The sequence below is a fragment of the Agrobacterium vaccinii genome (assembly GCF_021310995.1).
GTDB classification, from domain to species: domain Bacteria; phylum Pseudomonadota; class Alphaproteobacteria; order Rhizobiales; family Rhizobiaceae; genus Agrobacterium; species Agrobacterium vaccinii.
Genome location: NZ_CP054150.1, coordinates 2,712,595 through 2,737,185, shown reverse-complemented (window position 1 = coordinate 2,737,185; position 24,591 = coordinate 2,712,595). Strand labels below are relative to the sequence as shown.

Here is a 24,591-nt window from a genome sequence, read left to right as displayed (position 1 = left end):
CCTCTCTCAGTCTCGGCGACTGGCAATCAGGCGGTGGCGGGCAGTGCGGTCTGGGCGTCATCCGGCTGCAACCACTCGGCAATCCGTTTGGAAATGTTTTCCAACCCGTCGAGTTTGAGGTTTCTGCCGTTGGCCGATGGCGGCGCGCGTTTCAGGAGGTCCTTGAGCGCCTGCGCCATACGCAACGGATTTTCGGCTTCTTCCGGCAATAGCATGTCGAAGAGGCCGAGGTCCGAAGCGCGGGTTGCCCGGATTAATTGTTCTTCGCGTGGCACGATGCGCGGTACGATCAGCGCCGGTTTGTCGAAGGACAGGATTTCGCAGACGGTGTTGTAGCCACCCATGGAAACGACAGCTTTCGCGCCGGCAACGATGTCCTCCATGCGGTTATCGAATTCGATGATTTCGATATAGGGAATGTCGGAGGTGTTCTGCATGAAGCGCTGGCGCTGCTCGCCCGGCATATAGGGGCCGAGCACGATCAACGCCTTCTGCGTCAGTTCCGGGTCGGACTTATAGGCATTGATCACATCGTCGATCAGTTCACTACCGTCACCGCCGCCGCCGGTCGTCACCAGAATGTAATCACCGTCGGCACGCTGTGACGGGTTTTCTGACTGCGTTTTCGAGCGCTGGAGAAAACCGACGAAGTCCATCTTGTCACGGACTTTCGGCGGCACATCGAGACCGAGAAGCGGATCGTGAAAATCGGGCGGGCCATAGACCCAGACGTGGTCGTAATAGCGTTCGATCTTGCTCAGCACATCGTTGCGCTTCCACTCGGCTTCCAAAAGCTGGGGCGCATCCATAACATCCCTGAGGCCAATGACCAGCTTGGTGCCCTTGTTCTTCAGATAGGTCAGCGTTTCTTCCACCTCGCCGCGCAGACCCATCGGCTCCTTGTCGACGATGAAGATATCCGGCTGAAAGCTTTCGGCCGTGTGATAGATGATCGAGCGACGCATCTTCAGCGTTTCCTGAAGATCGATATGTCGGTCGAGCGAAGTATATTCGCCGTTTCGCAGCTTGATGACGCTGGGGATTTTGACGAAATCGACCCGGGCGCGGTAATCGAATGCTCCGGCAATGGTCGCGCCTGAGATGATCAGCACATTGAGGCCGCGGTAATCCTCAACCAGCGCGTGGGCAATGGTGCGGCATCTGCGCAGGTGGCCAAGCCCGAAGGAATCGTGGCTGTACATGAGGATGCGGGCGTCGTTCAGACGAGTGCTCACTTGTTGCACCTCTTGTCCATGCTGCGGCTGCTCGTCTTGGCGGGTCGATGTATCAATGGATCGTCCGTGGTTATTTGAAAGGGTCTGCCGCATCACGTAGTCCATCGCCGAAGAAATTAAAGGCCAATATGACAAGTACCACAGGTACGGTTGGCAAAAGCAGCCATGGATACAGGGCAATCACGCTGACGCTTCTCGCTTCTGTGAGCAGAATGCCCCAACTTGTGATCGGTGGACGCAGGCCGAGGCCAAGGAAACTCAATGCCGTCTCGCCCAGAATCATTCCTGGTATCGTCAATGTCGCTGACGCGATAAGGTGTGACATGAAGCCGGGGATAAGGTGCCGCCCTATGATGCGCGGCGTGCTGGCACCCATCAGTTGTGCCGCCAGCACATAGTCTTCCTCGCGCAACGCAAGCAGTTTGGAGCGCACCGCACGGGCAAGCCCGGTCCAATCCAGAAGACCCAGAATGATGGTGATACCGAGATAGACGAGGATCGGGCTCCACGTGACCGGCATGATGGCGGCCAGCGCCAGCCAGAGCGGTATACTTGGGATCGATTGCAGAACCTCGATGATGCGTTGAACGATCAGATCGAAGATGCCGCCGCGGTAACCGGCAAGACCGCCGATCACGATACCGAGAACAAAGCTCATGGCAACGCCCAGCAGGCCGATCGTCAGCGAAATACGTGCGCCGTAGATAATGCGGGACAGGACATCGCGACCCAAACGGTCGGTTCCCAGAAGATACATCTCGCCACCCTGTGCCGGGCAGACCAGATGCACATTGCTGTCGAACAGGCCCCAGAAACGGTAATCATCGCCACGGCAGAAGAAACGCAGCCTCTGCACATCGGTCGGAACATCCGAATAGACGCGGCGCAGGTTTTCCATGTCGAGGCTCATCGACCGTCCGTAGACGAACGGACCGACGAATTGGCCATCGTGAAACAGATGGATCGCCTGCGGTGGCGCATAGATGTTTTCGACGTTGCGCGTGTGCAGATTATAGGGCGCCAGAAACTCGCAGATCAGGATCGACAGATAAACGAACAGCAGGAACGCACCGGAATAGAGTGCAAGCTTGTGCTGACGAAACTGCCACCACATGAGCTTGAATTGCGATGCCTTGCTGAAGGCAGCGAGTCCCGATGTCGTCGGTTCCACGAGATTGGGATCGAACGGTGCCGTCGATACGTAGTGCGGCAGGGCTTCGCCAGGCTTTGGAAGGGACGTGGTCATTTGATGTTACCACCTCCAAAGCGGATGCGCGGATCGAGAATGGCAAGGGCAATGTCGGAGATAAGCACGCCGATCACCGTCAGGAATGCGAGGAACATCAGGAAGGAGCCTGCCAGATACATGTCCTGACTTTGCAGCGCGCGGATCAACATCGGGCCGGTCGTTTCCAGTGACAGGACGACAGCGGTGATTTCCGCGCCCGAGATGATCGCTGGCAGGATGGAGCCAATGTCGGAAATGAAGAAATTCAGTGCCATGCGCAGCGGATATTTCGTCAGCACCTTGAACGGGTGGAGACCCTTTGCGCGGGCGGTGACGACATATTGCTTCTGCAACTCGTCCAGAAGGTTGGCGCGCAAGCGGCGGATCATGCCCGCCGTTCCTGCCGTGCCGATGATGAGAACGGGTATCCAGAGATGCTCCAGAATGGATTTGAACTTCGCCCAGCTCATCGCCTGGTTCAGATACTCGCGGTCCATCAGGTGGCCGATGGAGGTGCCGAACCAGATGTTGGCGAAATACATCAGGATCAGCGCCAGCATGAAGTTGGGAATGGCGATGCCCAGCAGGCCGAGGAACGTCAGGCCGTAGTCGCCCCAGCTGTATTTGTGTGTGGCCGAATAGATGCCGATGGGAAACGCGATGATCCATGTCACGATGATGGTGACGAAAGACACCAGCATAGTCAGCCACAGGCGGTCGCCCACCACTTCGTTGACGGGCAGCTGGTACTCGAACGAGAAGCCGAAATCGCCCACCAGCATGCCGGTTGCCCAACGGAAATACCGGATCGGCGCTGGCTGGTCGAAACCATATCGCACGCGCAGGTCTTCGATTTCCTGAAGGTTGGCGGTCTCGCCCATTGCCCGCATTTCGGCAACGTAGCTTTCGAAGTAGTCACCAGGCGGCAATTCGATGATGGTGAAAACCAGCATCGAGATCAAAATGAGCGTCGGGATCATCACGAGCAGGCGCCCTAGAATATATCTGAGCATGTCATGCGTCTCCGTCGTACCAGAACGCGTCTGGCATATAGACACCGAGATAGGAGGTGGGTTCGAAGCCGTAGAGCCCCTTTTCCGGCACGTTGCGCATTTTCGCCGTGTGGACGATTGGCTGAAGCGCGCTGTTGACGATGCCAATGGAAAAGACCTGCTGCGAATAAAGCGACAGCATTTCAAGCCAGATGTCCCGGCGTTCCTCATCGGTCACGCTAATGCGCCATTTTTTCAAAAGTGCAAGCAACTGGCTCGCTTCCGCCAGATCCGGTGGTTTGCCTTCTCGACCGCCCGAGAGGTAATGCACGCCCCACACTGGCCATTGAAGCTGATCGTCACCCGTGGGTGCAAGCCCGGCCGGCAGCATATCTGGCGTTGGAACGGCATTGTCCATGCCGAACCAGACCGACATCATGACCTCGCCGCCCATGGCGCGCTTGCGAAACACGTCGCGCTGGGTTGGTCTGCTGGACAGGGATATGCCGATCTTACGCCAGTGGTCGGTCACCAGTTCCAGCACATCGGTTTCCAGCGTGCTTTCGCCCGCAGTTTCGACAATGATGTGAGCAGGTCGCCCATCGGGCAGCAGGCGCACACCCCGCTCATTGCGGTTCGTCAGCCCTAGCTCGTCCAGCAGCGCATTCGCCATGGCAGGATTGAAATCGGCCCAGGCTTTTGCAAATTCCGGTCTGAAAAGCGAGCTTTCCGGCAGAACCGTATCGGCGCTTTCCTTGGCGAGCCCATAGAAGCAGACCATGTTGATCTCATGCCGGTCGATGCCCACCGACAAAGCGCGGCGCATGCGTACGTCGCGGAACAGGTTGCGCCAGACGTCGTCGCCGCAGTTGAGGTTGGGAAGCAGGCAGACACGCGAACCCTGGCTGCGCTTCCACAAATTCACCTTCAAAGGAAAACGGTCTTCGGCATCCTTGAGGTAGGTGTAGTCGTTGAAATCGAGCCCCATAAACTGGAGGTCGCTGTCACCCGATGCCGTTTTGGCGGCGATGATTTCCGATGATGTCACGTTGAGCAGGAAGCGGTCCAGATAGGGCAGTTGCAGCCCATTCTCATCGACCCTGTGGTAATATGGGTTGCGCTCGAAAATGAACTGTTCCGCTGGCGGCGCCGTAACGTTGCGCCAGGCATCCAGTGTCGGAAGATCCGGGTTTTCCGGGCGCACCTGCCGCGACATTTTGATGTGCAGGCTGCTCCAATCCTCGACCTTGTTCTTCTTCATGAATTTCGCAAGCTTCTCCGCCGTCTGATATTTGGCGTGGAACTGCTTCATATAGGCTGCGGGCAGAGAAATGCGCGCGGGTGAGGCGCCTGCCAGTTTCGCCAGAAAGTCGGGGTTGGGGCCTTCCCAAGTGTAGCGAACCGTCAGGCGGTCGATAACCTCGACCACAGGCGGCTTGTTGTAGACCAGCAACTCGATGGGCGGACCGCCCTTGTGTATTTCAAGGTTCAGCGCCACGTCTTCCCAGAAATATCGGAAGTCTTCGGTGGTGAAATCGCTGCCGTCGGACCATTTGTGACCGTCGCGCAGTTTCAGCGTGAAGACGCGCTCCTCATCGACCGTATAGCTTTCGAGAATATCCGGTTGGAAATTGAACTGCTCGTCGTAACCCACCAGCCGGGCATAGCTGTTGATCGGCATCAGCCGGATATCGCGTTGACCGCCAATCAGCATACGGACCGACCCACCGTGCTTGCCCGGTTGACGCCCAAGATTTTGCATGTTCATGACGCGGGGATTTTTGGGCAGCCTTTGATTGACCGGTGGCAGATCGCCCTTGTCACGCTTGTCCTTGAAGAAATCGGAATCGGTATAGGCAGCGAGTGCCTTCCACGGTGCGAAAACGGAAGCCAGCAGGGCGAGGGTTGTGCGGCGCGTGATCACGAGCGTAACTCCGCTACATCGACATTTCCATTGGCCAGCACCAGATGTCCACCGCCGAGATCGGCTGTGATCAAGCCACCGTCGTCACTGTCGCGGAACTGCTTGCCCCAGTCGAATTTGCCGGTAGCGCTGATCTTGGCGATGGTGCTGAAATCCAGCGGTCTGTCCAGATCAGGGAAGGGAACGGCAGCCAGCAGGGATTTCGTATAGGGATGGACGGGATGACGCATCAGCGTCTCACGCGGTGCCAGTTCCACGATCTTGCCCTCACACATCACCGCCACGCGGTCCGCCATATAATCCACCACGGCCAGATTGTGGGATATGAACAGATAGGTCAGGCCGAGATCTTTCTGCAAATCCTTCAGCAGATTGAGGATTTGCGCCTGCACGGATACGTCCAATGCAGACACCGGCTCGTCGCAAATGAGCAGCTCCGGCCCCAGTGTCAGGGCCCTGGCAATGCCGATGCGCTGGCGCTGGCCACCGGAGAAGCTATGCGGATAGCGGTTGAGCGCGCTTTCTCCCAGACCGATGGCCTTCAGAAGATTGCGAACTTTCTCGGCGCGGTATTTCGCGTCGCCACGACCGTGGATTTCGAGAGGCTCACTCAGAATGTTGCTGATCGTCATGCGCGGCGACAGAGACGATATCGGGTCCTGAAACACCATCTGGATTTTGGTGCGCAACTCGCGCAGATCGTCTTTCTTCGCATCCAGAACGTCAATGTCGCCATTGCGGCTGTGGAAAATGATGGAGCCTTCATCCGGGCGGACGGCCCGCATCAGAATTTTGCTGACGGTGGTCTTGCCACTTCCACTTTCACCCACAAGACCCAGACATTCGCCGCGCAGAATATCGAAGCTTACGCCGTCCACGGCTTTGGTGGCGCTGGATTTGCCGGATGTGAACCAGCTCGATTTGCGGGTGGTGTAGGTCTTGCTGACATTCTTGACGCTGAGAAGAACTCCTTGTGCCTTGTCGACCGTCGCCGATTTCTTGCCGATGAGGCTTTCCTTGTCGACGATGACTTCACGCAGAGCCTTCAACCGCTCGCCCGGCTTCATGTCGAAATGCGGAACCGCTGCCATCAGGCCCTTGAGATAGGGGTGCGACGGTGAGCGGAAAATTTCGCTCACCGGACCCGCTTCCATGATCTCGCCCTGATAGATCACGGCGACCTCATCGGCGATATTGGCGACAACGCCGAGATCGTGGGTGATGAGCAACATGCCCATATTGAGGCGGCTTTGCAGGTCACGCAGCAGCTTGAGGATTTGCGCCTGAATGGTGACATCGAGCGCCGTTGTCGGCTCGTCGGCAATCAGAAGGGCAGGCCGGCAGATGAGCGCCATGGCGATCATGGCGCGCTGCCGCATGCCGCCAGACAGTTCAAACGGGTACATCGTGCAAATCTTAACCGGATTGGAGAAGCCGACGAGGTCGAGCGTCTCCTCCATTTTTTCCTGCCGCTCTTTTGGCGTCAGCACCGAATGAATGCGCAAGGCTTCATCGATCTGGTTGCCGACCGTGTGGAGCGGGGAAAACGATGTCATCGGCTCCTGAAAAATCAGACCGATGCGGTTGCCCCGGATGGCGCGCATCGGCTTGCCGTCCTGTTCCAGTCGCAGCAAATCCACCGGCTCCTTGCCGGGACGCGCGGGATCGGAAAACAGCACGCGGCCTTTGACGCTCGCAGTGCGTGGCTGAATGCCCATGATGGTTTGGCCGATGACGGATTTGCCGGAGCCGGATTCGCCGACGAGTGCGGTGACCTTTCCTGGCAAAATACGCAGGCTGGTGTTCCTGACGGCATCGATCTTTCCGCCCATCAGAGAGAACGAAACCTGCAGGTCTTCAATGCGAAGCAGATCGGCGCCTGAACTCATGCCAAGGGTGTCCTCACCGTTTTCTTATTTTGCTGTGGCATGTATTTAAGGGCCATCAAAATTTACGTTATCGCAGGCCTTTAGTTCTGTCTATGCTCCTGAAACATCGAAAATATCAGGAAGTTCCAAAGCGGTCGGACTTGCGCGGAAACGTCTATTTCGAAGATATGTCTTGGTGATGAATATCTAAGGAGCTGTCATGCCCGACAAGGCCTATTTCGACGAAATGCTGGCACGTGCCAGACGGGCAATCGAGCAGGCGAATTTCGAGAACGCTCGCGATATTCTCGGGCAGCTTTCGCAGGCGAGCGAGCAACACCTGATGGGTGAGAAAACGGCGCTCGGTTTGCCGCGCAAGCTTCACTCTGCCTATCTTCGACTGGCCAAGACGCAAGGTGATGCGGTCACAAAAACCGGCTACCAATATCTGCTGGTTCCGCCCCCTGACGTGTTCGAACTCTATGGCCGATTTTCGCTCGAGGACCGGCGCGAGATCGCCGCCAGAAACCGGGAGCCGGTCCCGAAAATCCTCCATCAGATATGGATCGGAGACAAGCAAGTCCCTGTATCGACCCTTGCCTGGGCTGCCCACGCTGCCCATCACGGTCTTGATTATCGCCTGTGGCGTGAGGCAGATCTTGAAGCGGCCGGGATTCTGGCTCACCCCATTTTTGCGCGCATGCTGGCTGATGGCGATTATCCCGGTGCCGTCGACGTTGCGCGCTACATCATTCTGCATGCGTTCGGTGGTATCTATCTGGATTGTGATTTTTACCCGGCGCGTGACGATATCAGCTTTAGCGACGTCCTGCCGATGATCGGGTTGACGGCCTTTGGCGAGGATGTGCCGCGTCAGACCGGAACGGGTAGCATCCTCCTGGCCAACTCGTTCATAGCAACGCCGCCGGGCCATCCCGTTTTCAAGCGCATGCTGGATGCGTTTCCCGAAATCTTTGAACGACTGCCGAAAGCACCGGCCTGGTGGGCAACGGGTCCGCTTATCTTTACCGTCGTTGCACGTGCGGGTTCGGTCTGTCTCGCAGGCGGCGATTTCGTTGCTGCCAACGTCCCCGACAGGTCTCCTCTCAGCGAAGTCGAAGCGATCAGGGAACGCGGCGATGCGAATGGCGATGGCCTGCTGATCGCCTGGAAATCATGGTGAGATGCCAGCAAGCCACTGACGCGAAGACCGCCAGCGGCAACCGGGGTGATCGGCGGTCAGTGAAAACAGGTGATGAAGAAACGCCCAAACGCTCTCGTCGTGGTCAAGATGATGGGTGAGGATGCCGGTCATTCCGCCCGTCGCCAGCGCTTCCCGCATCCGCTCCGCCGTTTCGGCAAACAGCAGGTCATGGTCTTTGCCACCCCGCGTCCCGCGCCAGTCGATGACATCGACATGGGTGTTGAAGAGGGGGAACACGTTGCTTTTTTCAGGACCGTAGACCGACAGGGCTTTAAACCCGATTTGGGGTAGTTCGGCGATCACCGCGTCATCGATGCGGTTCCATGGTGGCACGAGCATGGGCACGAAGCGTGCTTCATGCAGCGAGGTCAGCTTGTCAAATCCAAGGCGCAGATCGTCCATGACGGCGTCGAGCGGCCTGTGGAGTCCGAGTTCGCGTTTTTTCTCTGCGGGGGTGGCGTGGTTGCGATGCGCCCAGCCATGAACCGCAACGTCGATCCCGCTGGTCTGCGCTAGACGATATGCCAGCGATATGTCTGTGGGCTCGGGAATGACGGCGAGGGTCATAGGAACAGAAAATTCAGCCGAAAGGGCAAGCAGGCGGTCAAGCGCTGCGCTCGGCTGCGTGGCATCGTCATCCCGCAGCCAAAGATCGGCGACAACACCTCGGCTGGCGAACTCATCCAGCGTGTCGAGCAACAGTCTTTCCGTCATGATGTCTGCTCCGGCAGGTTTGTGAGGATGCCGTTCAACGTGGCTGCTGCATTTTCGAGCGAGCGTTCTTCCGTCGCAAACTGGCGCGCTTTGCGTGCCATGTCCCGGCGTAGATCATGCTGCGTAAGCAGTGTCATAACCGCGTCGGCATAGGCTTTGATATCTCCTGATGCTGTTAGTAGACCGGTCTCGCCGTCTCGCACAACCTCTGGAACCCCCGCGATATTCTCTGCGATGACCGGCAAGCCAGCCGCCTGCGCCTCCAGATAGGCGAGCCCATAGGCTTCGCCATGGCCGGGCCAGACATAGAGCGATGAGCGCGACAGAATGTCTGCGACATTGGTCGGATTTTGCTCGCCATGCCAGACGATACGGTTGGGATCGAAGGTTTCGAAAAGACGCTGCACCGCGTCGCGCTCCGGGCCATCGCCTATGATATTAAGCGTCCAGGTAAAATTCTTTGGCACAAGAGCAAGCGCGCTGGCTAGCGCCTGATAGCTGCTGAACTTGTCACCGGAACGCATCATCGCCACCGTGACGAGGTGGTTGTCCGTCGGGTTTGGAGCCGTTGTGACGAATCTGGAGGCGTCGATGAAGGGAGGGAGCATGGTGCATGCGAGGTTTGGATCCGCGTGGATGAGCCCATCGCGGTCCCGGCGTGTGAAACAGATATTCACAGCGGCAAAACGCAGATCGTCGAGGAGCTCTGCCTGTGTCTCAGACCAGCCCGACGCGTTGCGTCTCGCGGAATAGGACGCCTCTGCGGTAACATAGGGCAATTCGAAGCGCCTGCACAGATCCGGTCCCAGAAGGTCCCGCGCTTTGTAATAGGGGTGGTAGCAAAACCAGATATCCGGCCTGCCATTCGCTCGCCAATCGGCGATGATGCGCTCTTTCTCAGCACTGGCTGTCACCCGCAATGAGGTATTTGCATCTCCGTCGGGCTCGCGCAGAAAACTGCGCAACTCCGAGACGACAGTTACCTCATGTCCGCAAAGCTGCATCGCTTTGATCAGAAGGCGTGACATCAAACGGTCGCCGGATGGCACCGGATGATGTGGCGATTTCAGCGGTGCATAGAATGCGATTTTCATCGTCGTGTTGTGCGGTGCGACTGCGCGTCTCGTCAATGGGAATTTGGCCGCGTCAACCTTGACACTGTGTTGGTTCTCGCCCAACTGAAGGGCATGTTTTTCATGCGCGGAGCGCAATCAGCTTTGACTTCCTCTTCAAACGCACAGCAACTTCTTGATCTGATCCAATCTAAAAAGGCGAAGGCCGGTGTTATCGGCCTCGGCTATGTCGGCCTGCCGCTTGCCATGACCATCGCCCGTTCCGGCTTCGAGGTCGTGGGTTTCGATATCGATCCGGGCAAGATCACAGCCATCGATGCGGGCGAAAGCTACATCGAGGCCGTTTCACACGATGTTTTGAACGGCGCGCGCGCTGACGGCCTGTTCACCGCGACCTGCGACTTCGCAAAGCTTGGCGAATGCGATGTGATCGCGATCTGCGTGCCGACGCCGCTGACGAAATACCGCGATCCCGATCTGTCCTATGTCGAAAACACCTGCCGGGAAATCGCCGCCACGTTGCGCCCTGGGCAATTGATCGTTCTCGAATCGACCACCTATCCCGGCACCACGGATGGTATCGTCAAATCCATTCTCGAAAAGACCGGGCTCCGGTCCGCTACGGATTTCTTCCTCGGCTTTTCTCCAGAACGGGAAGACCCCGGCAATCGTGATTTCCAGACTTCGACCATTCCGAAAGTGGTGGCGGGCGACGGTGAGGATGCGGGCCAGTTGATGGCGGCCTTTTATGGCGCAGTCGTCAAGACAGTTGTACCTGTGTCCACGAACGCAACGGCAGAGGCCGTGAAAATCACCGAAAACGTCTTTCGGGCCGTCAACATCGCGCTCGTCAACGAGTTGAAGGTCGTCTATGAAGCGATGGGCATCGATATTTGGGAGGTGATCGATGCGGCAAAAACCAAGCCGTTCGGTTTCATGCCGTTTTATCCGGGCCCGGGCCTTGGCGGCCACTGCATCCCGATCGATCCCTTTTATCTCACGTGGAAATCCCGCGAATATGAACTGCCGACGCGCTTCATAGAGCTTGCCGGGCAGATCAATACTGGCATGCCGCGCCATATCGTCGGTCGGCTGGCAGAGGCGCTCGATATCCATCGCGGCAAGGCATTGAGCCGCTCGAAGGTCCTGATCGTTGGCCTCGCCTACAAGAAGAACGTCCCTGATATCAGAGAAAGCCCGTCGCTGAAGCTGATCGAACTCATCAAGGAACGCAGCGGCCAGCCGTCCTACTATGATTCCTACGTTTCGGAGATTCCAAAGACGCGTGAGTATGGCGATCTCTTGGGCATGAAGTCCGTGACCTGGGACGCACAGACGATTGGCGCTTTCGATGCCGTTCTCATCGCAACCGATCACGACGACATCGACTACCAAAGCCTCAGCGAATGGGCACCCTTGATCATCGATACGCGCAACGCCTTTGCCCGACGCGGCATCGTCGCAAGCCACATCATCAAAGCCTGACGGAAGTATTCGACAGATGAGCAGACTGGACAGCTTCATTCGCCGCCTGACGGCGCAGCGTGATATCCTCAACCACGTGCACGCCGATCTCGATCTACCAGCGCAAGGTGCGGTGATGGAGATCGGGCTTGGCAACGGGCGCACCTTCAACCATCTTCGCGAGCTGTTCCCGGACCGCCGCATCGTGGCTTTCGACCGGGCCATGGGCGCCCACGCGTCCTCCGTGCCGGATGAAAAGGATCTTGTCATTGGCGAGATCGCAGAGACAGCGCAGGACTATCTCGGGGGCGAGGCATCGCTGGTGCATGCGGATATCGGCACGGGGTACCCGGAAAAGGATGCGGTGACATTGACATGGCTGCCTCAACTCGTCGCGGGAATGCTTGCCAAGGGTGGGGTGGCCGTCTCGGGGCTTCCGTTGGAAGAGAACAGCCTGAACCCCATTCCTGTCCCGGCCTCGGTGCCGGAAGACCGGTATTTTCTCTACCGCAAGGTCTAGGCCGACTATAAAAACAGCTGGCTTTCTGCTCGTGAAATCAGGAAGACCTTCATCTGCGAGCTCTTGCCGCGGATGGGGATGGTCCTGCTTTGTAAGAGTGCGGCGTCGTGGCCGGATTGTGCCAGCACCGGTTCCGACACCACGATATCAGTGCCGAATTCCTTGGCGGCACTTTCCAGCCTGCTCGCCACATTGACAGTATCGCCAATAGCCGTCAGCGTCTTCGCTGCGCCATAGCCCATGACGCCGACGATGGATGGCCCCGCGTGAATGCCGACGACGACGTGCAGTTTGACGGCAAACTGCTTTTCCAGTTCCTCATTCAACGTCTCTATGTTGCGCAAGATAAGAGCCGCCGCTTTCAGCGCATCTCGGCTCGCCGTGCTGCCGTTGCCATCCAGCCCGAACAAGGCCATCGCGCCATCACCGATGAATTTGTCCAGTCTGCCACCAGCCTGCTCGACCGCCTGACCGACAACGGTGAAATAGCGGTTGAGCAGAAACACCATGTCATAGGGCAGCCGTGCTTCGGACAGCGCCGTAAAACTACGCAAATCACAGAACATGACTGCGATCTCCTCTTCACGACCTGGACGAATGGTTTCGCCGCTGGCCGGAATGTCGCTTTGTTGCTTGGAGGCCAGCAGCAAAGCCACGCGAAGATTATATTTGGGCCGTAACTGGCAGCCGAGGCGAACGTCAGAATCGGCGTGGATACGCTGGAGGGTGGCTCTTTCCATCGTGGACGGCTCCGGCAACGGACCATCTGTTCCAACGATGCGCACGCGACACGTGGAGCAGCGTCCTTTTCCGCCACAGGCGGAAAAATGCGAGACATCACCAAACCGGCTGGCTTCGAGTATGCTCAGCCCAGCGGGTGCGCGGACCAGCGCTCCGTGATCATAGCGGATTTCGAACGAGCTCGATCTCTGCCGCCAGCTGCGTGCGCCGCGCAAGGCAAACATCAGCAGAATGGAGCTGCCAAAGATGACTTTCAACGTGCCGGTAAACAGATCGACTGTCGCATCCATCTCAGCTTGATGGGGCCTGACAGGACGAGGCAGAGGCGGATTAATTTCCATAATGCGGCCTGCATCGCTGAAGCCCAGCAAGGCCAGAATGGGAAGCAGAACGGCGATGGTGAGAAGATAGGGCGAAATCTTCCTGTACCAGTCGCGGTAGCGCAGCCAGAAAAACACGCCCAGACAACCATGCGCCCAAATCAGAACCAGCGCGATGCTGTGACGCAACCCCAGTATCGGATTGCGTATCCAGTAATTGTAGATGACGGTGTCGTAGCCGATATCTACATCGTAGAGCATCCGCGCCAGCCGAATGCCGCTCGCGTGATCGATGATCAGATAGGGAATGACGAGGCCGATAATGATCTGCAATGCTTCGCGCAGCGGCATTTTGAGCGAGCGTCGGACATAGATCGCGCGCAAAACCAGCGCGATATGGGTCAGGACAGAGCCGTAAAGACCAAGGCTGCTCAGCGGGTTGAGCCAGACGAGCGTGAACCAGGCGCGTCCGTATTCTGCCGCGTCGATCGAGATCAGTGCCAAAGCGTGATTGGATAGATGAGTAAAAACGAAACTCAGCATGATGAGGCCAGACAGCAATCGTGCACGTCTGAGCGACGTTTCCGACACGATGTTCACCATGCTTGCTGTCTCCGATTGGCTCGCTTATGTGCCTCGGGCGCATGACCGGGGGAGACGGCCCCGCCAATTGCCTTTCATGGCTATACGTCAATGCTGCGAAAAGCAGAAGAGATCAAGGATCACGTCATCGGCATTCGTGAGGCTTGGCGCTTACAGCTCTATCGTCTGGCCATCACGGGCGGCAAAGACACCGTCGAATTCCTTGCGGGCGTCTGCCTCGATGACATCGAGCTCGTCATCGGTGCGAAATGGCGCGTGATGGATCAGGCCGACGCTCTTTGCATTGGCCTGCTTTGCCAAAAGAACGGCCTGCTGCCATGAGGAGTGGCCATAGCCCCGATAGGTTTCCATCTCCGCATCGGTGAAGCTCGCATCGTAGAGAAACAAGTCGACATTATCGATCAGCTTCAAAACGGATTTGTCGAGCTTGCCATTTTCATGTTCGGTGTCGGTAATGATTGCGAAACTGCGACCCTGCCAGTCGATGCGATAACCGATGGCATTGCCGGGATGGTTCAGCATGCCAGTGGTGATATCGAGATCGGGATGAACAGCGAGCACGTCGCCAGCCTTGAAATCCTTGGTGACGATCTGGGCGCAGCAAATGTCGAGAGGAGCGGGGAACCACGGTGGGCTCATGAATTCGTTCAGCATCTCGCGCGTCGTCTTCTGCCCTGCGAGATGGCCGGACCAGATGCGCACGTCATTTTCGCGATTGAAGAATGGCTTGAAATAGGGAAAGCCGACAATGTGGTCGTAATGGCAGTGGGAAAAAAACATATTGACGTCGCCGATGCCCTCGGCCTTCAAGGCCTGACCGGCGGGTAACAGGCCCGATCCTGCATCGAACAGCAAGACGTGTTTTCCGCATCTCACTTCGATGCAGATCGTGTTGCCGCCGTACTTTCGGAACTTGTCTCCCGAGACGGGAAGCGTCCCCCGTGCTCCCCAAATCTTAACCCGAAATTCCTGTTTTTCGTCCCGACTGAAATCGTCGGAATGCAACGCCATGACACACCCCAATTTACCACGTACACCCGAACTATCCTCCGGTAGGTGTCGTGTTATCTTTCTTGTCCTTGCCCCAAATTCCCGGAGGACATATTCGCCTCCGCCTTTAGTCCACTCAGCATTTCAGTTTTATTACAGAAGCACCACTTTTATTTTTCTTTTCAAAAGCAGTGCTGCAGAACGCTGTTCCAACTAAACATTCGAACCGGATCGCGCTTTGCTGAGTTCGGTTGTCGTCTGTGTCAGACGCTCGGCCAGAACGCGCATCACCTTGATCGTTACGTCGGGGAAGTCGGACATCAGCTTGAAGAACTGTTCCTTGCCGATGCGCAGTGCCTCTACCGAAGTGGAAGCGCGCACGGTCGCCGTTCTGACGCTGTCGCAAAGGATAGCGATTTCTCCGACGATGGCATTGCCGCTCATTTCAGTCAGCTTGATCTGGCCGGAGGGGGAATCGATCAGGACATCCACCTTGCCCGTCAGCAACACATAGGCCGCGTCGCCCAGATCGCCCTGGCGGAAAAGCTCGTCTCCCGCGTGGTAGGAAACCCGGTCGGATGCAAAAGCAAGAAGCTTGAGCTTCGATGGTTCCATCCCGCTGAAGAAGGGAACGCGCTTCAGCATCTGAATTTCGTCTTTGAAAAGCATCGCCTTGTCCTGTTCGTGTTCCTGTTTGACCGCTAAACCACTCAGGCGGCGATCATTTCCTTGAATGTACCGTTTTCTTCCACAAGAGTCTCGTATGTTCCATCTGCGACAACCGTTGCGTGATTGACCACGATCACCCGGTCGAACATTTTCGCCAGCGACGGATTGGACAGAACCCACAGCACTGCCGGGTTAGCGCCATCGGTTCTGAGGAAAGCGATGACGTTATCGACGATTTCCTGCTGGAGACGATGGTCGAGACCGGGCAGCGGTCGGTTCAGCACGTAATAATCCGATTTTCTGATCAGAGCGCGTGCCAGATTGAGCTTCTGGCGTTGCAATGGTCCCAGCCGCTTGCCGCCCGCTCCGAGGTTGAATTCCAGACCAACGGCCAGCACTTTCTCGTAAAGGCCCTGCTTCTTCATGGCGTCGGCCACGATCTTGGTGATGCGGCGCGATGCATCCGCATAACGATGGCTGATCTTGCCGAAGAGAATATTGTCCAGAAGGCTGGTCGATGTCGCGTAGCGTTCGGGATCGTAGGGCTCGATCCAGCTGCGCAGATCGTCCGGCAGGTTCTGGTGGAACATGTGACGGACTTCGATGATCTTGTCCATCACCTCCTGCGTCAACAGGCCGAAACGCTGGCGTGGTTCGATGTAGAAGAAAGCCAGTCGCAGCATGGCGCGCCGTTCGGTCTCTGTCGCTTCCGAGTAACTCTTGCCCTGGAGGCGTTGCAGCATCTGCTGATAGCCGGGAATGTCGTCCGCGTTCATGAAGGTCAGTTGCTGGAAGAACGGGTGATCCGATGGCAGGTCGCTGAAGATTTCAACGACGTTTTCCGCAATCGTGTAGCCCATGTCGAACAGCGTTTCCGACAGGCCGCTGCCGCGCATCAGCGAGCGGAAATAGTCGCTGTCGATGATCTGCCGGCTTGAGGCAGACCCGTTGCGTAAGGTGCCGAACATGATGTTTTCGCCAACCGTCGCCTCGGCGTTGTAGCTGCTGGGCTCGAAGGGCACGATGAGGCCGCTCAGATTTTCCTGTTCCAGTTCGGCGCGCAGGGCTTGTCGCAGCTCAACGATACGGGCGGCCAGATGCAGGTCGGTCAGCGGATCGATGGAAGAGCGCAAGGCGAATTCGAGAATATCCGGCGATAGCTGAACCGTATCGAGAACCGAGAGCATGGCTTTCAGGAACTGCTCTTCGTCATCACTGCCAGCCGGACTGGACTGATAATCGATCCAGTCACTGTTGATATCGATGTCAGGATTTTCCGCCAGTTTCGCTTCGCGTATCTCCCATTTCCGATGCTCCAGCTCCGCGCCCTCGTAATCTCTTGCTTTCAAGGGCGCGTGTTTCAGGCCATAGACAAGGTTTTCCCTCAGGCTTGCATGGAAGAAATACGTATCGGCAGACACATAGGAAATGCGCCGCCCCGTCACGGATTCGGGCAGTTCGTGCAAGTCGGCATCGCCGAATGTAATCTTGCCGGATGTCGGCCAGAGCGTTCTGCCCAGCGCATCCGCCAGGGCTTCTGCACCGGAGCCGCCGACGATGGCAATGGTTTCACCCGGATTGATCGTCAGGGATGCCTGATCCAGCAGGCGCGTGCCGCTATCGTCATCGAGCGACAGTCCGGCGATGACCAGCGGTCCGGTGATGGCCGCAGCCGCTTCCGGCGACAGTGCCTGGATTTTGCCGTCGATCATGGTCGGTGAATCGAACTGTTCGAACACCTGCTCATACTTGACCTGAACGTCCTGACGGGCCTGATCCCAGTCGATCAGTTCCTTCAGCGGGCCGGGAAGTTCCTTATAGGCGTTGATGACCGCTACCAGCTGACCGACATCGAGGCTGCCGCGCAGCGTCAGGTAGCCGCCCAGCGCGTAGAAGAAGAAGGGTGTCAGCTGCGCCAGAAAGTTATTGATGAACTTGACGATGAACTTCCACTGGTAAAGGTCGTAGCGAATCTTGAAGATTTCGCCGAGACGGTGGGCAGCATCGGCTCGCTCGTAATTGGAGGTATCATAGGCATGGATCGTGCCAATGCCATCGACCATTTCCCCGATACGTCCCGCCAGTTGGCGGGCGCTGAGCTGGCGTTGTCTGCCGAGTTCGATCAGCCGACGGCGCATCTTGGGAATGATGCCGACCTGAATGGCCGCCATGAAAGCGGCGATGAGGCCGAGCCAGAAATTCTGTACGATAATGAAGAACAGTGCCGACAGCGCCTGTCCGCCCAGAAGCGCAGGCTGAACGAAAGCATCGCCGGTAAAGCCGCCGAGGGGCTCCACCTCGTCCTTGATCATGCTGGATATTTCCGCCCCCTTCACCCGCTTGAAATGAGACGGGGGGAACAGAAGAATACGGTCGATCAGCTGAAAACGAATGCGGCGCAGCAGGCGTTCGCCAAGGCGGCCCTTGTAGGTGTTGATGTAATATTTGAAGAGGCCGTTGATGATGACGAGTGCTAAAAACGTCAGGCTCAGACCCATCAACATGCCGAGACGGGTCAGCTCGATACCCGGAAACAGCGTGATCGCGCCCATATAGGGTAGATCGAGCGTCAGATGCATGAAGAGCTGGGTAGAGTTGACGCCCTCGAAACCATCACCCTGTATCGGCCCGTTGACGATCTGTTTGGGCAGGTCGAAAGCCAGGAAATACGGGATCATCGACAGCGCCACGATCAGCAGAATGAAAAGCTGCTGCCGCCGCGTGTGGTTCCAGATATAGCGGGTTAAACTTTTTTCCATGTAGGATTTCTGCGCCTTGCCGGACTGGAAGGTAATTGATGTTTTCGATGGCGTCAAAGCCGCTGGGGAATGGCGGCGATTGTCCTGTCGAAAATGAATGATATGCGTATTTTACAGACTAGGGGCGGGATAGGGCGCTGCCACAGGCGCGGCCCCTGTCGTCGCTGGTATTACGAACAACGCGTTATAGCGCAATTCCTTAAAAACGAAATACATGGGCGCTGCCGAGCGCGCGAATTTCGCCATGGGGCTTTTCGGTCCGCAATGGGCTCAATGGCAGTAACTCGATATTTCGCCCTTCGCCAGCCGTCAGATGAAACCAGTCGTCGGCAGGGCGAAAACCATCGACGCTGATATGCACGGATTGGGCAAACCGGTCAGCCGTCACGTTGAGAAACCAGCGTTCACCATGTTGCGAAGGTGTGGCCTGAAGTGTGGCTGCATGCTGCGCCGCTTTGCGCCCGATTGGAAAGTGAAAAGCCTCCGCCAGCAACGTGCCCGATATCCGGTCACGGAGTGTCGCCAATGTCACGTCATGGGAGGGCGGGCCGAAGCGATAGGCGTAGGTCGTGTCGAAAAACGCGCCGAACAGATCGGTCGCGGGGATAGCGAGGTTGTCGCGGGATGCAAGTGTCAGCGCGCGTTTGCCAGAAACGACAGGCTGATTACCGTCCCGCAGACAGACGATCTCGACGTCCACGTCAACAGGTTCCGGTCCCTCATTGATGACATGGATATCGAGGCCATTCGTGCCCTCATCTATTAGGCTGATCTGTAGGGCGCGACACGCCCGTTTCAAACCGTACCATGCCGACTTCGGCTCGCCGATCGAATCGATCAGGCCCCAGCCGGCACCCGGCAGCAAATCCTGCAATGTCCAGACCAGAGCACCCTGGCAACTGGACCCGGAACGCCTCCATTCTGCAAATGCGGCGTCAATGACTTCTGCGGTTACCGCTCGTGAGAGATCAAGATAGCGATCTGCGTTTTCCCGTCGAAGAACGGCAGGATCGAGCTCGTAGAGCAGCTTGATATAGTGGTCTCTGACGTCCTCGAAATCCCAGGAAGCGCCCCGGTCTCTCGGGACACGCGCCTTCCATCTGGGGTCGTGAACCGGCTTTGCGGGCAAGTGCTTTTCCAGGGTGCGTTGCTGCGGCACATTGGAAAAAGCCAGACACTCAGCGGCAAAGCGCACGTCTGCCCGCCTTGCATCATCCAGCGGTCTGCAATAGGCGCCGACACCGTAGTAATGGCCGACATCCGCGTTTGGAAAGAACGGCAGTGCGCCACCGAAAGGGGAGTTCGGGACATAGGCGATATCAGGGCGCAGCCGCTTGACGTGTGCCGGCAGTATCTCTTCCGTCAGCGGGCCTTTCCAGAATTGCTCTGACAGCCCCAGCATCGTCCCTTGCTGATACATCTCGCTGCCGCCGCACAGCACGGCAAGCGAAGGCGATAGGCTTGTCGCTTTCAGAAGTTGCGTTATCTCGGTCTCGATATGTGCGAGAAACGCCTCATCCTTAGCCGGATAATCGAAATTGGCCAGCATCATGTCTTGCCAGACCATGATGCCGAGTTCGTCGCAGAGCGCGAAAAACTCGGGCGTCTCATAGGTCATGGTTCCACCGATGCGAATCATGTTCATGCCCGCCTCGGCGGCAAGGCGCAGCCACGGTTCGTAGTCTGCCCGGTTGCCCGGCAGGCGGACGATGTCGGCGTTCGTCCAGACGGCGCCGCGGCAAAAGACGGATTGGCCGTTGATCCTCAGGCCGAAACCTCTGCCGTCACGACCCTTGTCGATCTCGATCCGGCGAAACCCTGTCTTGCCGAGGCAATGGCTCTGCCCGTCTATGTCGATGTAGACGTTAAACAGCGCAGGCTTGCCATGGGTCGCAGGCCACCATGGCTCGATATCGGGAAGCGCCAAGCTGCCCTCGAAGACATTTTCTCCGCGGTGCTCCAACGTTGCCGAGACGCCGTTGCACGTGATGCTGACACGCGAGTTCTCATTTTCTGCACGAAGGCTAAGCTGAATCCGGCCCGTTCCGTCACCGTCCAGTTCGCAGTGGAACGAGAGTACCTCAAAAACGGGCTTCGTCAGCAGACTGATCCCGCGCCAGGGGCCAGCAGCATGGATTTCCGGGCACCAGCCCGGCATGTAGCCCAATGCCGTCGTCCTGATCAGCCGTAATCCTTGAGAGTTCATCATCTGCGGACGCCAGCGCGCACGCGGGCCGGTTCTTTCCAGACGCGGGGCAAGGGCCCTGAAGCACAGCGCGAGCTCATCGACACCGGTCAGATCGAAGGGCACATCCAGCGCTTCGAACATGCTGGTAACGTTGGCGACGAGCTGACCGTTCAGAAATATTTCTGCCACCGTTGCCAGCCCGTGAAAACGCAGAATGGCGGGGCCAGTCTGGTCGGACACCAGTGTCAATCGGTACCATGCGTCATGTCCGTTGAGCGGGTGCGGATTGTGGCGATCGAACCGACCAAGCGCTTCCAGTGCCTGCGCGACAGTGCCGGGAACCGGGGCCGTCATCTCTTCCGCGTCGAGCGGTATGTCTGCAGGCGTCTGGCTAGCATCCGCCTCCGTGAGGGTCAGCGTCCAGCCTTCGCTGAGACATTGTCCCTGCTTCAGGAGAATGCCGGACGGCGCAGTCACGCCGCCTCACTCGACTTAGCAAGAGTTGTTTCCAACGCGCCCATCATGGCGTCCCAGGCTGCGATGGCGGGATCAAGCGCTGTAACGAGCGTATCGAATTTTCGGCGAGCAACAGCGCGGGCGAGCTGGAACTGCACGGTTTTGGCGACTTCCGATATGCGAAGAGCATGCAGCCCTGCATCGGCGAAGCGGCTTTCGCCACCCAGCCATTCCAGATGGCTGGCGGACAACTCGAAATTAGCACCGAACTGGCGCAACGTGTTGAAGGCGTATTTGTGAAAATAGTCGAAGGGCCGGTCGGCAACCTGCGCGACCTGTGCCGGGAAGACATCAGCGAAAGCACGGATGGGATTGTGTTTGGGGCGACGTGCGAAATGGACAGAGAGCAGGCCTTCCGCCACCTTGCGGATATCAGGCTCCTTCGAGGGCGTCTCTGGAAATTTCGCAAACTCGGTATAGGGAAGGAAAGGCAGGTCGGCATCCCCAAGATGGTGCTGAAAAATGCCGGAGAAGTCGTCTCCATAAAGCGCGAAGTAGCCGCCATTGTGGAAATATTCCAGTCTGCGGTTTTCCACATCCATCCGGTTGATCGCAACCGTCGTTTTGCCGTGTTCCCTACGGTAGGCGGTGCCGTGCGTGTCGGGCATGTAGAAGCTGTCCATCTCGATCAGGCAGATGCGGCCACGCTGCAACTGGGTCGCAATGTGGCTTTCCAGCCTGTCGAAGATCGCAAGTTCGGTGACGCGAATGCCGTAGAGCGCTTCGAGGTCTTCCAGCGGCACCTTGAAAAAGGTGAACTGATCGCCCTCGAAATCCTGTGTCAGCGTGAAGCCGAGCATGGCTTCCGGTGGAAGTCCGCTCGACGACAGAAGCTCGATCCACAGATCGACATAGCAATTTGTTTCCGGCCACATCCGCTCAGATGAATGCAGCGGATGCGGAACATAGGTGTCATCGCTCAAGGCCGGGAATACTGCCGTCATGCAAGCCTCAACCCCAGAGCGTTTCGCGAACCGCTTGCGGCCATTGATCCACATCCAGCCCGTGTTTGGCAAACAGCGCCAGCGCGATTCGCTCGAGCCCGAAGCCGACGCAGGCGGTGTGCGCAACCGCGCCATCGTCGAGGTTCAGGCCCCATTTCGTGCCGAACGAATCCTGATGGTAGTTAAAGCTCATGCAGGCCGTCAGGTTGGTGTCGGAAGTCACCGGGATCAGCAGTTCGAATTTCAGGTTCTGGTCGCGCTGGTTGTTGACTAGCATCTTGCCCGCACGCCCGAAGAAGGGATCGTTCGCGATATCGATCTTCACGTCGAGGCCGATTTTTTCCATCATCTCGACGCCGCGATCCATCCAGAGCTGACGGAACTCTGTCACGTCGCTTTCCGTGCCCATGCGCACATATTCGCGCATGCGGAAAAGCTGCTGCCGGGCGGGATCTTTCGATGGTTCATGGCGGAAGCAGTAGGATTGAATATCGTAGAGGCCACCGGTGGCGGGCAGATTTCCGCGCTTTGCGATTGTCGGATACAGCGGGTAACAGGCGGCAGGCGTCAGCACGATATCCGTGATCTTCTGGTCTTTCGTCCAGTCCGTGCCTTCATCCATGCTCTTGATGAGGCTGATATGGTCCAGTTCACAGCCGCAGAAGGAATGCACCGTTCCTGCAAGCTGCGGGAAGCTTTTCATGTATCCGCTTTTTTCGAAATAGGCGCGATTGATGCCGGGCGGAAAGCGAATGGCTTCGGCCTTGTCGGGGCCACCGACGGTGTCGATCAGTCGCTCGAAAGCCACGATGACGTCCTCGAACTGGCCGCTGCGGCCATAGAGACCATCCACGCCGGTGTCTATCAGCAGCCCCTTGTCGAACAGGCGATCAAGAAAGGAAGGTTGCATGTCCATGGTCTTATCCCAAAAGGCTCGTGTCCTGCTTCTGAACAAGCAAGAGGTTGGCGGAATTGCCCAATACGCGGTCGTTCGAAATCATCAACTGCGCCGAATGCGCATCGCGCAAGTGTCTTCCCAGGCTGAACGGCGTCCCGTTTTTGTAACCCATGATGCCGCAGATCAGCATGGCATGATTGATGATTTCCAAGATGGTTTCCGACGAGCAGATCTTCACATTGTTCATGGCGATTGCGAAGGCCATGGACATCAGCTTTTCGGAGTCATTTCTGGTTTCATCGTAGGCTTTCAGACCTGCAATGATATTCGATTTGACGATTTGGAGCTTGTTGGAAGCCTCTGCCAGTCGGATGGCGCCGGGAGGGGAAACGCCTGGGGACTTACGGGCCGCGGCGCGAACGAATGCCTGCGCGCGGGCAACCGCATCGGCTGCAATTCCGTACCACACACCGCTCCAGAACAGATGCGATGTGGCCAGCATGGACTGCGCGGCGATTTCGGCAAAGGGCTTCTGAAAGACCTGCTCGGCGGGTGCTTCGCCGTTGAACAGAAAGCCATCCGAACAGGTCCCGCGCATGCCCAGCGTATTCCAGACGTGTGTTTTTTCGAGCTGGTACTGGTCTTTCAGGAAAACGGTCATCACCTGATCGGTCGGTGAAGCATCCGCGTTGGCGCGAGATGTGATGAGGATCGCATCTGCTTCACTGCCGTAGGAAATGACGGTGGCGTCTTTTTGCAAGCGGCAGCGCTCGCCATCGATTTCGATGGCGCAAATGGAATTTCGCAGATTTCCGCCGATACCGCCTTCGGTCGTGGCGGAGCCCAGCAGCAATTGCTCAGCCGCCATGCGGCGCATGAAAGCGCTGTGCCACGCGCTGTCTTCACCGTGCTCGACCAGGCTCGACGTCTTGATCTGGTGCATGGCGAAAATCATCGCCGTCGCCGAGCAAGCCTGCCCGAGGGTGCAGCATATATCCGTTATCTGGAGAAGGCTTGCGCCTTCGCCACCGAGATGGGGCGGAATTTGAATGCCAAGCAGCCGCTCGGCACGCAGAGCGTCGATGGCCTCTTTCGGAAAGCGTCCGGCTGCATCGACATCGTCGGCGTGCTTTGCGGCTATTGCTGCAACCCGCGCTGCCCGCGCGGACAATGCCGCTTCAGTGGACGCGACGGACGCGTCCATCAGGCTGCCTCTTTGCCGTCGAGAATGGCTTTGACCGTCGCTTCGATGGCGGCGATGCTGGCGAAGGATTTGCGGTTGAGCATGCTGTCAGGGAATTCGATGTCGAAGGCCTCTTCCAATCCAAGCATCAACTGGACGGACGCAAAGGAAGAAAGGCCTGCTGTATAAAGATCGGCATCATCGGCAATTGTATCGACAGGCACGGGAAGTTGACCGAATTTCGATAGTATTTCACGAATAGTTGAATTCATCTCAAGTAGTCTCCAGTCGAATGGCTGCCATCATAGCTCATTCTCCGAATTACGCTTCAAAAAATAACATTCGAATAAACGCTTAGGTTAATTTGTCGTGACCGCGCTCCACGGCCATACACCTTTCAGATATCGACTTGACAAAAGCCGGTGTCGGGTTTCTGATTGAGGCATTCACCAGGGGTGTCCCGTCAAGGGGCTGAGATACTGCTACGATGCGCAGTGACCCGTTGAACCTGATCCAGTTCATACTGGCGTAGGGACGGTGCAAACACGGAAAAGCGCA

At 57.4% G+C, this 24,591-nt stretch carries 19 protein-coding genes and 1 riboswitch; of the genes, 3 read left to right on the top strand and 16 right to left on the bottom strand.

All coding sequences use genetic code 11. The annotated features are described in order from the left end of the window. Window positions 1-26: 26 nt before the first annotated feature. The 5 genes from HRR99_RS13405 to HRR99_RS13385 all read right to left on the bottom strand — a co-directional run bounded on the left by HRR99_RS13405 (window position 27) and on the right by HRR99_RS13385 (window position 7,268). Window positions 27-1,235 (bottom strand): glycosyltransferase family protein, encoded by a 1,209-nt coding sequence (locus tag HRR99_RS13405; RefSeq protein ID WP_233122078.1) that lies wholly within the window; start codon window positions 1,233-1,235, stop codon window positions 27-29. A 70-nt stretch (window positions 1,236-1,305) separates the two neighbouring features. Continuing rightward, the gene (locus tag HRR99_RS13400) at window positions 1,306-2,481 is read right to left on the bottom strand and encodes an ABC transporter permease (protein ID WP_233122077.1); all 1,176 of its coding nucleotides are present in this window, start codon (window positions 2,479-2,481) and stop codon (window positions 1,306-1,308) included. Beyond that, window positions 2,478-3,476 carry an ABC transporter permease gene (locus HRR99_RS13395; protein WP_111840394.1) on the bottom strand — a complete coding sequence of 333 codons (999 nt, stop codon included), beginning with the start codon at window positions 3,474-3,476 and terminating at the stop codon, window positions 2,478-2,480. The genes HRR99_RS13400 and HRR99_RS13395 overlap by 4 nt, the downstream gene beginning before the upstream one ends. 1 nt (window position 3,477) lies before the next feature. After that, window positions 3,478-5,379 carry an ABC transporter substrate-binding protein gene (locus HRR99_RS13390; protein ID WP_233122076.1) on the bottom strand — a complete coding sequence of 634 codons (1,902 nt, stop codon included), beginning with the start codon at window positions 5,377-5,379 and terminating at the stop codon, window positions 3,478-3,480. Continuing rightward, window positions 5,376-7,268, bottom strand: coding sequence for an ABC transporter ATP-binding protein (locus HRR99_RS13385; RefSeq protein ID WP_233122075.1), 1,893 nt, complete (start codon window positions 7,266-7,268; stop codon window positions 5,376-5,378). Before HRR99_RS13385 ends, HRR99_RS13390 begins: the two co-directional genes overlap by 4 nt. Window positions 7,269-7,467: 199 nt before the next feature. Between HRR99_RS13385 and HRR99_RS13380 the strand changes: the two genes are divergently transcribed. Then, window positions 7,468-8,430, top strand: a complete 963-nt coding sequence (locus HRR99_RS13380; protein ID WP_233122074.1) for a glycosyltransferase family 32 protein — start codon at window positions 7,468-7,470, stop codon at window positions 8,428-8,430. On the opposite strand, the gene HRR99_RS13375 is transcribed toward HRR99_RS13380, so the two are convergent. Together HRR99_RS13375 and HRR99_RS13370 are read right to left on the bottom strand one after the other, a co-directional pair. Continuing rightward, on the bottom strand, window positions 8,422-9,165 hold the full coding sequence (locus HRR99_RS13375) for a polysaccharide deacetylase family protein (protein WP_233122073.1): 744 nt from the start codon (window positions 9,163-9,165) through the stop codon (window positions 8,422-8,424). The genes HRR99_RS13380 and HRR99_RS13375 overlap by 9 nt on opposite strands. Further along, on the bottom strand, window positions 9,162-10,259 hold the full coding sequence (locus tag HRR99_RS13370; protein ID WP_233122072.1) for a glycosyltransferase family 4 protein: 1,098 nt from the start codon (window positions 10,257-10,259) through the stop codon (window positions 9,162-9,164). The genes HRR99_RS13375 and HRR99_RS13370 overlap by 4 nt, the downstream gene beginning before the upstream one ends. Before the next feature lie 123 nt (window positions 10,260-10,382). Here HRR99_RS13370 and HRR99_RS13365 point away from each other — a divergent pair, with 123 nt between their 5' ends. After that, on the top strand, window positions 10,383-11,723 hold the full coding sequence (locus tag HRR99_RS13365) for a nucleotide sugar dehydrogenase (RefSeq protein WP_338422819.1): 1,341 nt from the start codon (window positions 10,383-10,385) through the stop codon (window positions 11,721-11,723). Window positions 11,724-11,739: 16 nt separating this feature from the next. Continuing rightward, window positions 11,740-12,222: a class I SAM-dependent methyltransferase gene (locus HRR99_RS13360; RefSeq protein WP_233122070.1), complete on the top strand. Its 483-nt coding sequence runs from the start codon at window positions 11,740-11,742 to the stop codon at window positions 12,220-12,222. Between the two features lie 5 nt (window positions 12,223-12,227). On the opposite strand, the gene HRR99_RS13355 is transcribed toward HRR99_RS13360, so the two are convergent. The 9 genes from HRR99_RS13355 to HRR99_RS13315 all read right to left on the bottom strand — a co-directional run bounded on the left by HRR99_RS13355 (window position 12,228) and on the right by HRR99_RS13315 (window position 24,305). Beyond that, entirely contained in the window at window positions 12,228-13,886 is a 1,659-nt protein-coding gene (locus tag HRR99_RS13355) for an adenylate/guanylate cyclase domain-containing protein (protein WP_233122069.1), read from the bottom strand. A gap of 150 nt (window positions 13,887-14,036) precedes the next feature. Further along, the gene (locus HRR99_RS13350; protein WP_233122068.1) at window positions 14,037-14,897 is read right to left on the bottom strand and encodes an MBL fold metallo-hydrolase; all 861 of its coding nucleotides are present in this window, start codon (window positions 14,895-14,897) and stop codon (window positions 14,037-14,039) included. Window positions 14,898-15,089: 192 nt separating this feature from the next. Further along, the gene (locus HRR99_RS13345) at window positions 15,090-15,545 is read right to left on the bottom strand and encodes a cyclic nucleotide-binding domain-containing protein (protein ID WP_111840386.1); all 456 of its coding nucleotides are present in this window, start codon (window positions 15,543-15,545) and stop codon (window positions 15,090-15,092) included. A gap of 41 nt (window positions 15,546-15,586) precedes the next feature. Next, a complete protein-coding gene (locus HRR99_RS13340; RefSeq protein ID WP_233122067.1) occupies window positions 15,587-18,304 on the bottom strand; it encodes an ABC transporter ATP-binding protein in 2,718 nt (905 codons plus the stop codon). Between the two features lie 199 nt (window positions 18,305-18,503). After that, window positions 18,504-20,969, bottom strand: a complete 2,466-nt coding sequence (locus HRR99_RS13335; protein ID WP_233122066.1) for a glycoside hydrolase family 2 protein — start codon at window positions 20,967-20,969, stop codon at window positions 18,504-18,506. Beyond that, on the bottom strand, window positions 20,966-21,952 hold the full coding sequence (locus tag HRR99_RS13330; RefSeq protein ID WP_233122065.1) for a DUF1839 family protein: 987 nt from the start codon (window positions 21,950-21,952) through the stop codon (window positions 20,966-20,968). Before HRR99_RS13330 ends, HRR99_RS13335 begins: the two co-directional genes overlap by 4 nt. 7 nt (window positions 21,953-21,959) lie before the next feature. After that, on the bottom strand, window positions 21,960-22,868 hold the full coding sequence (locus HRR99_RS13325; protein WP_112499100.1) for an amino acid--[acyl-carrier-protein] ligase: 909 nt from the start codon (window positions 22,866-22,868) through the stop codon (window positions 21,960-21,962). A 4-nt stretch (window positions 22,869-22,872) separates the two neighbouring features. Further along, window positions 22,873-24,054, bottom strand: coding sequence for an acyl-CoA dehydrogenase family protein (locus HRR99_RS13320; protein ID WP_233122064.1), 1,182 nt, complete (start codon window positions 24,052-24,054; stop codon window positions 22,873-22,875). Beyond that, a complete protein-coding gene (locus HRR99_RS13315; RefSeq protein WP_233122063.1) occupies window positions 24,054-24,305 on the bottom strand; it encodes an acyl carrier protein in 252 nt (83 codons plus the stop codon). The genes HRR99_RS13320 and HRR99_RS13315 overlap by 1 nt, the downstream gene beginning before the upstream one ends. Window positions 24,306-24,474: 169 nt before the next feature. Next, a riboswitch (TPP riboswitch) is annotated at window positions 24,475-24,586 on the top strand. Window positions 24,587-24,591 lie beyond the last annotated feature (5 nt).

Bases quoted from the DNA above. Each gene is read 5' to 3' on its own strand.
- HRR99_RS13400 (WP_233122077.1), bottom strand. From the start codon at position 2,481: ATGACCACGTCCCTTCCAAAGCCTGGCGAAGCCCTGCCGCACTACGTA.
- HRR99_RS13395 (WP_111840394.1), bottom strand. From the start codon at position 3,476: ATGCTCAGATATATTCTAGGGCGCCTGCTCGTGATGATCCCGACGCTC.
- HRR99_RS13385 (WP_233122075.1), bottom strand. From the start codon at position 7,268: ATGAGTTCAGGCGCCGATCTGCTTCGCATTGAAGACCTGCAGGTTTCG.
- HRR99_RS13380 (WP_233122074.1), top strand. From the start codon at position 7,468: ATGCCCGACAAGGCCTATTTCGACGAAATGCTGGCACGTGCCAGACGG.
- HRR99_RS13375 (WP_233122073.1), bottom strand. From the start codon at position 9,165: ATGACGGAAAGACTGTTGCTCGACACGCTGGATGAGTTCGCCAGCCGA.
- HRR99_RS13370 (WP_233122072.1), bottom strand. From the start codon at position 10,259: ATGAAAATCGCATTCTATGCACCGCTGAAATCGCCACATCATCCGGTG.
- HRR99_RS13360 (WP_233122070.1), top strand. From the start codon at position 11,740: ATGAGCAGACTGGACAGCTTCATTCGCCGCCTGACGGCGCAGCGTGAT.
- HRR99_RS13355 (WP_233122069.1), bottom strand. From the start codon at position 13,886: ATGGTGAACATCGTGTCGGAAACGTCGCTCAGACGTGCACGATTGCTG.
- HRR99_RS13350 (WP_233122068.1), bottom strand. From the start codon at position 14,897: ATGGCGTTGCATTCCGACGATTTCAGTCGGGACGAAAAACAGGAATTT.
- HRR99_RS13345 (WP_111840386.1), bottom strand. From the start codon at position 15,545: ATGCTTTTCAAAGACGAAATTCAGATGCTGAAGCGCGTTCCCTTCTTC.
- HRR99_RS13340 (WP_233122067.1), bottom strand. From the start codon at position 18,304: ATGGAAAAAAGTTTAACCCGCTATATCTGGAACCACACGCGGCGGCAG.
- HRR99_RS13330 (WP_233122065.1), bottom strand. From the start codon at position 21,952: ATGACGGCAGTATTCCCGGCCTTGAGCGATGACACCTATGTTCCGCAT.
- HRR99_RS13325 (WP_112499100.1), bottom strand. From the start codon at position 22,868: ATGGACATGCAACCTTCCTTTCTTGATCGCCTGTTCGACAAGGGGCTG.
- HRR99_RS13320 (WP_233122064.1), bottom strand. From the start codon at position 24,054: ATGGACGCGTCCGTCGCGTCCACTGAAGCGGCATTGTCCGCGCGGGCA.
- HRR99_RS13315 (WP_233122063.1), bottom strand. From the start codon at position 24,305: ATGAATTCAACTATTCGTGAAATACTATCGAAATTCGGTCAACTTCCC.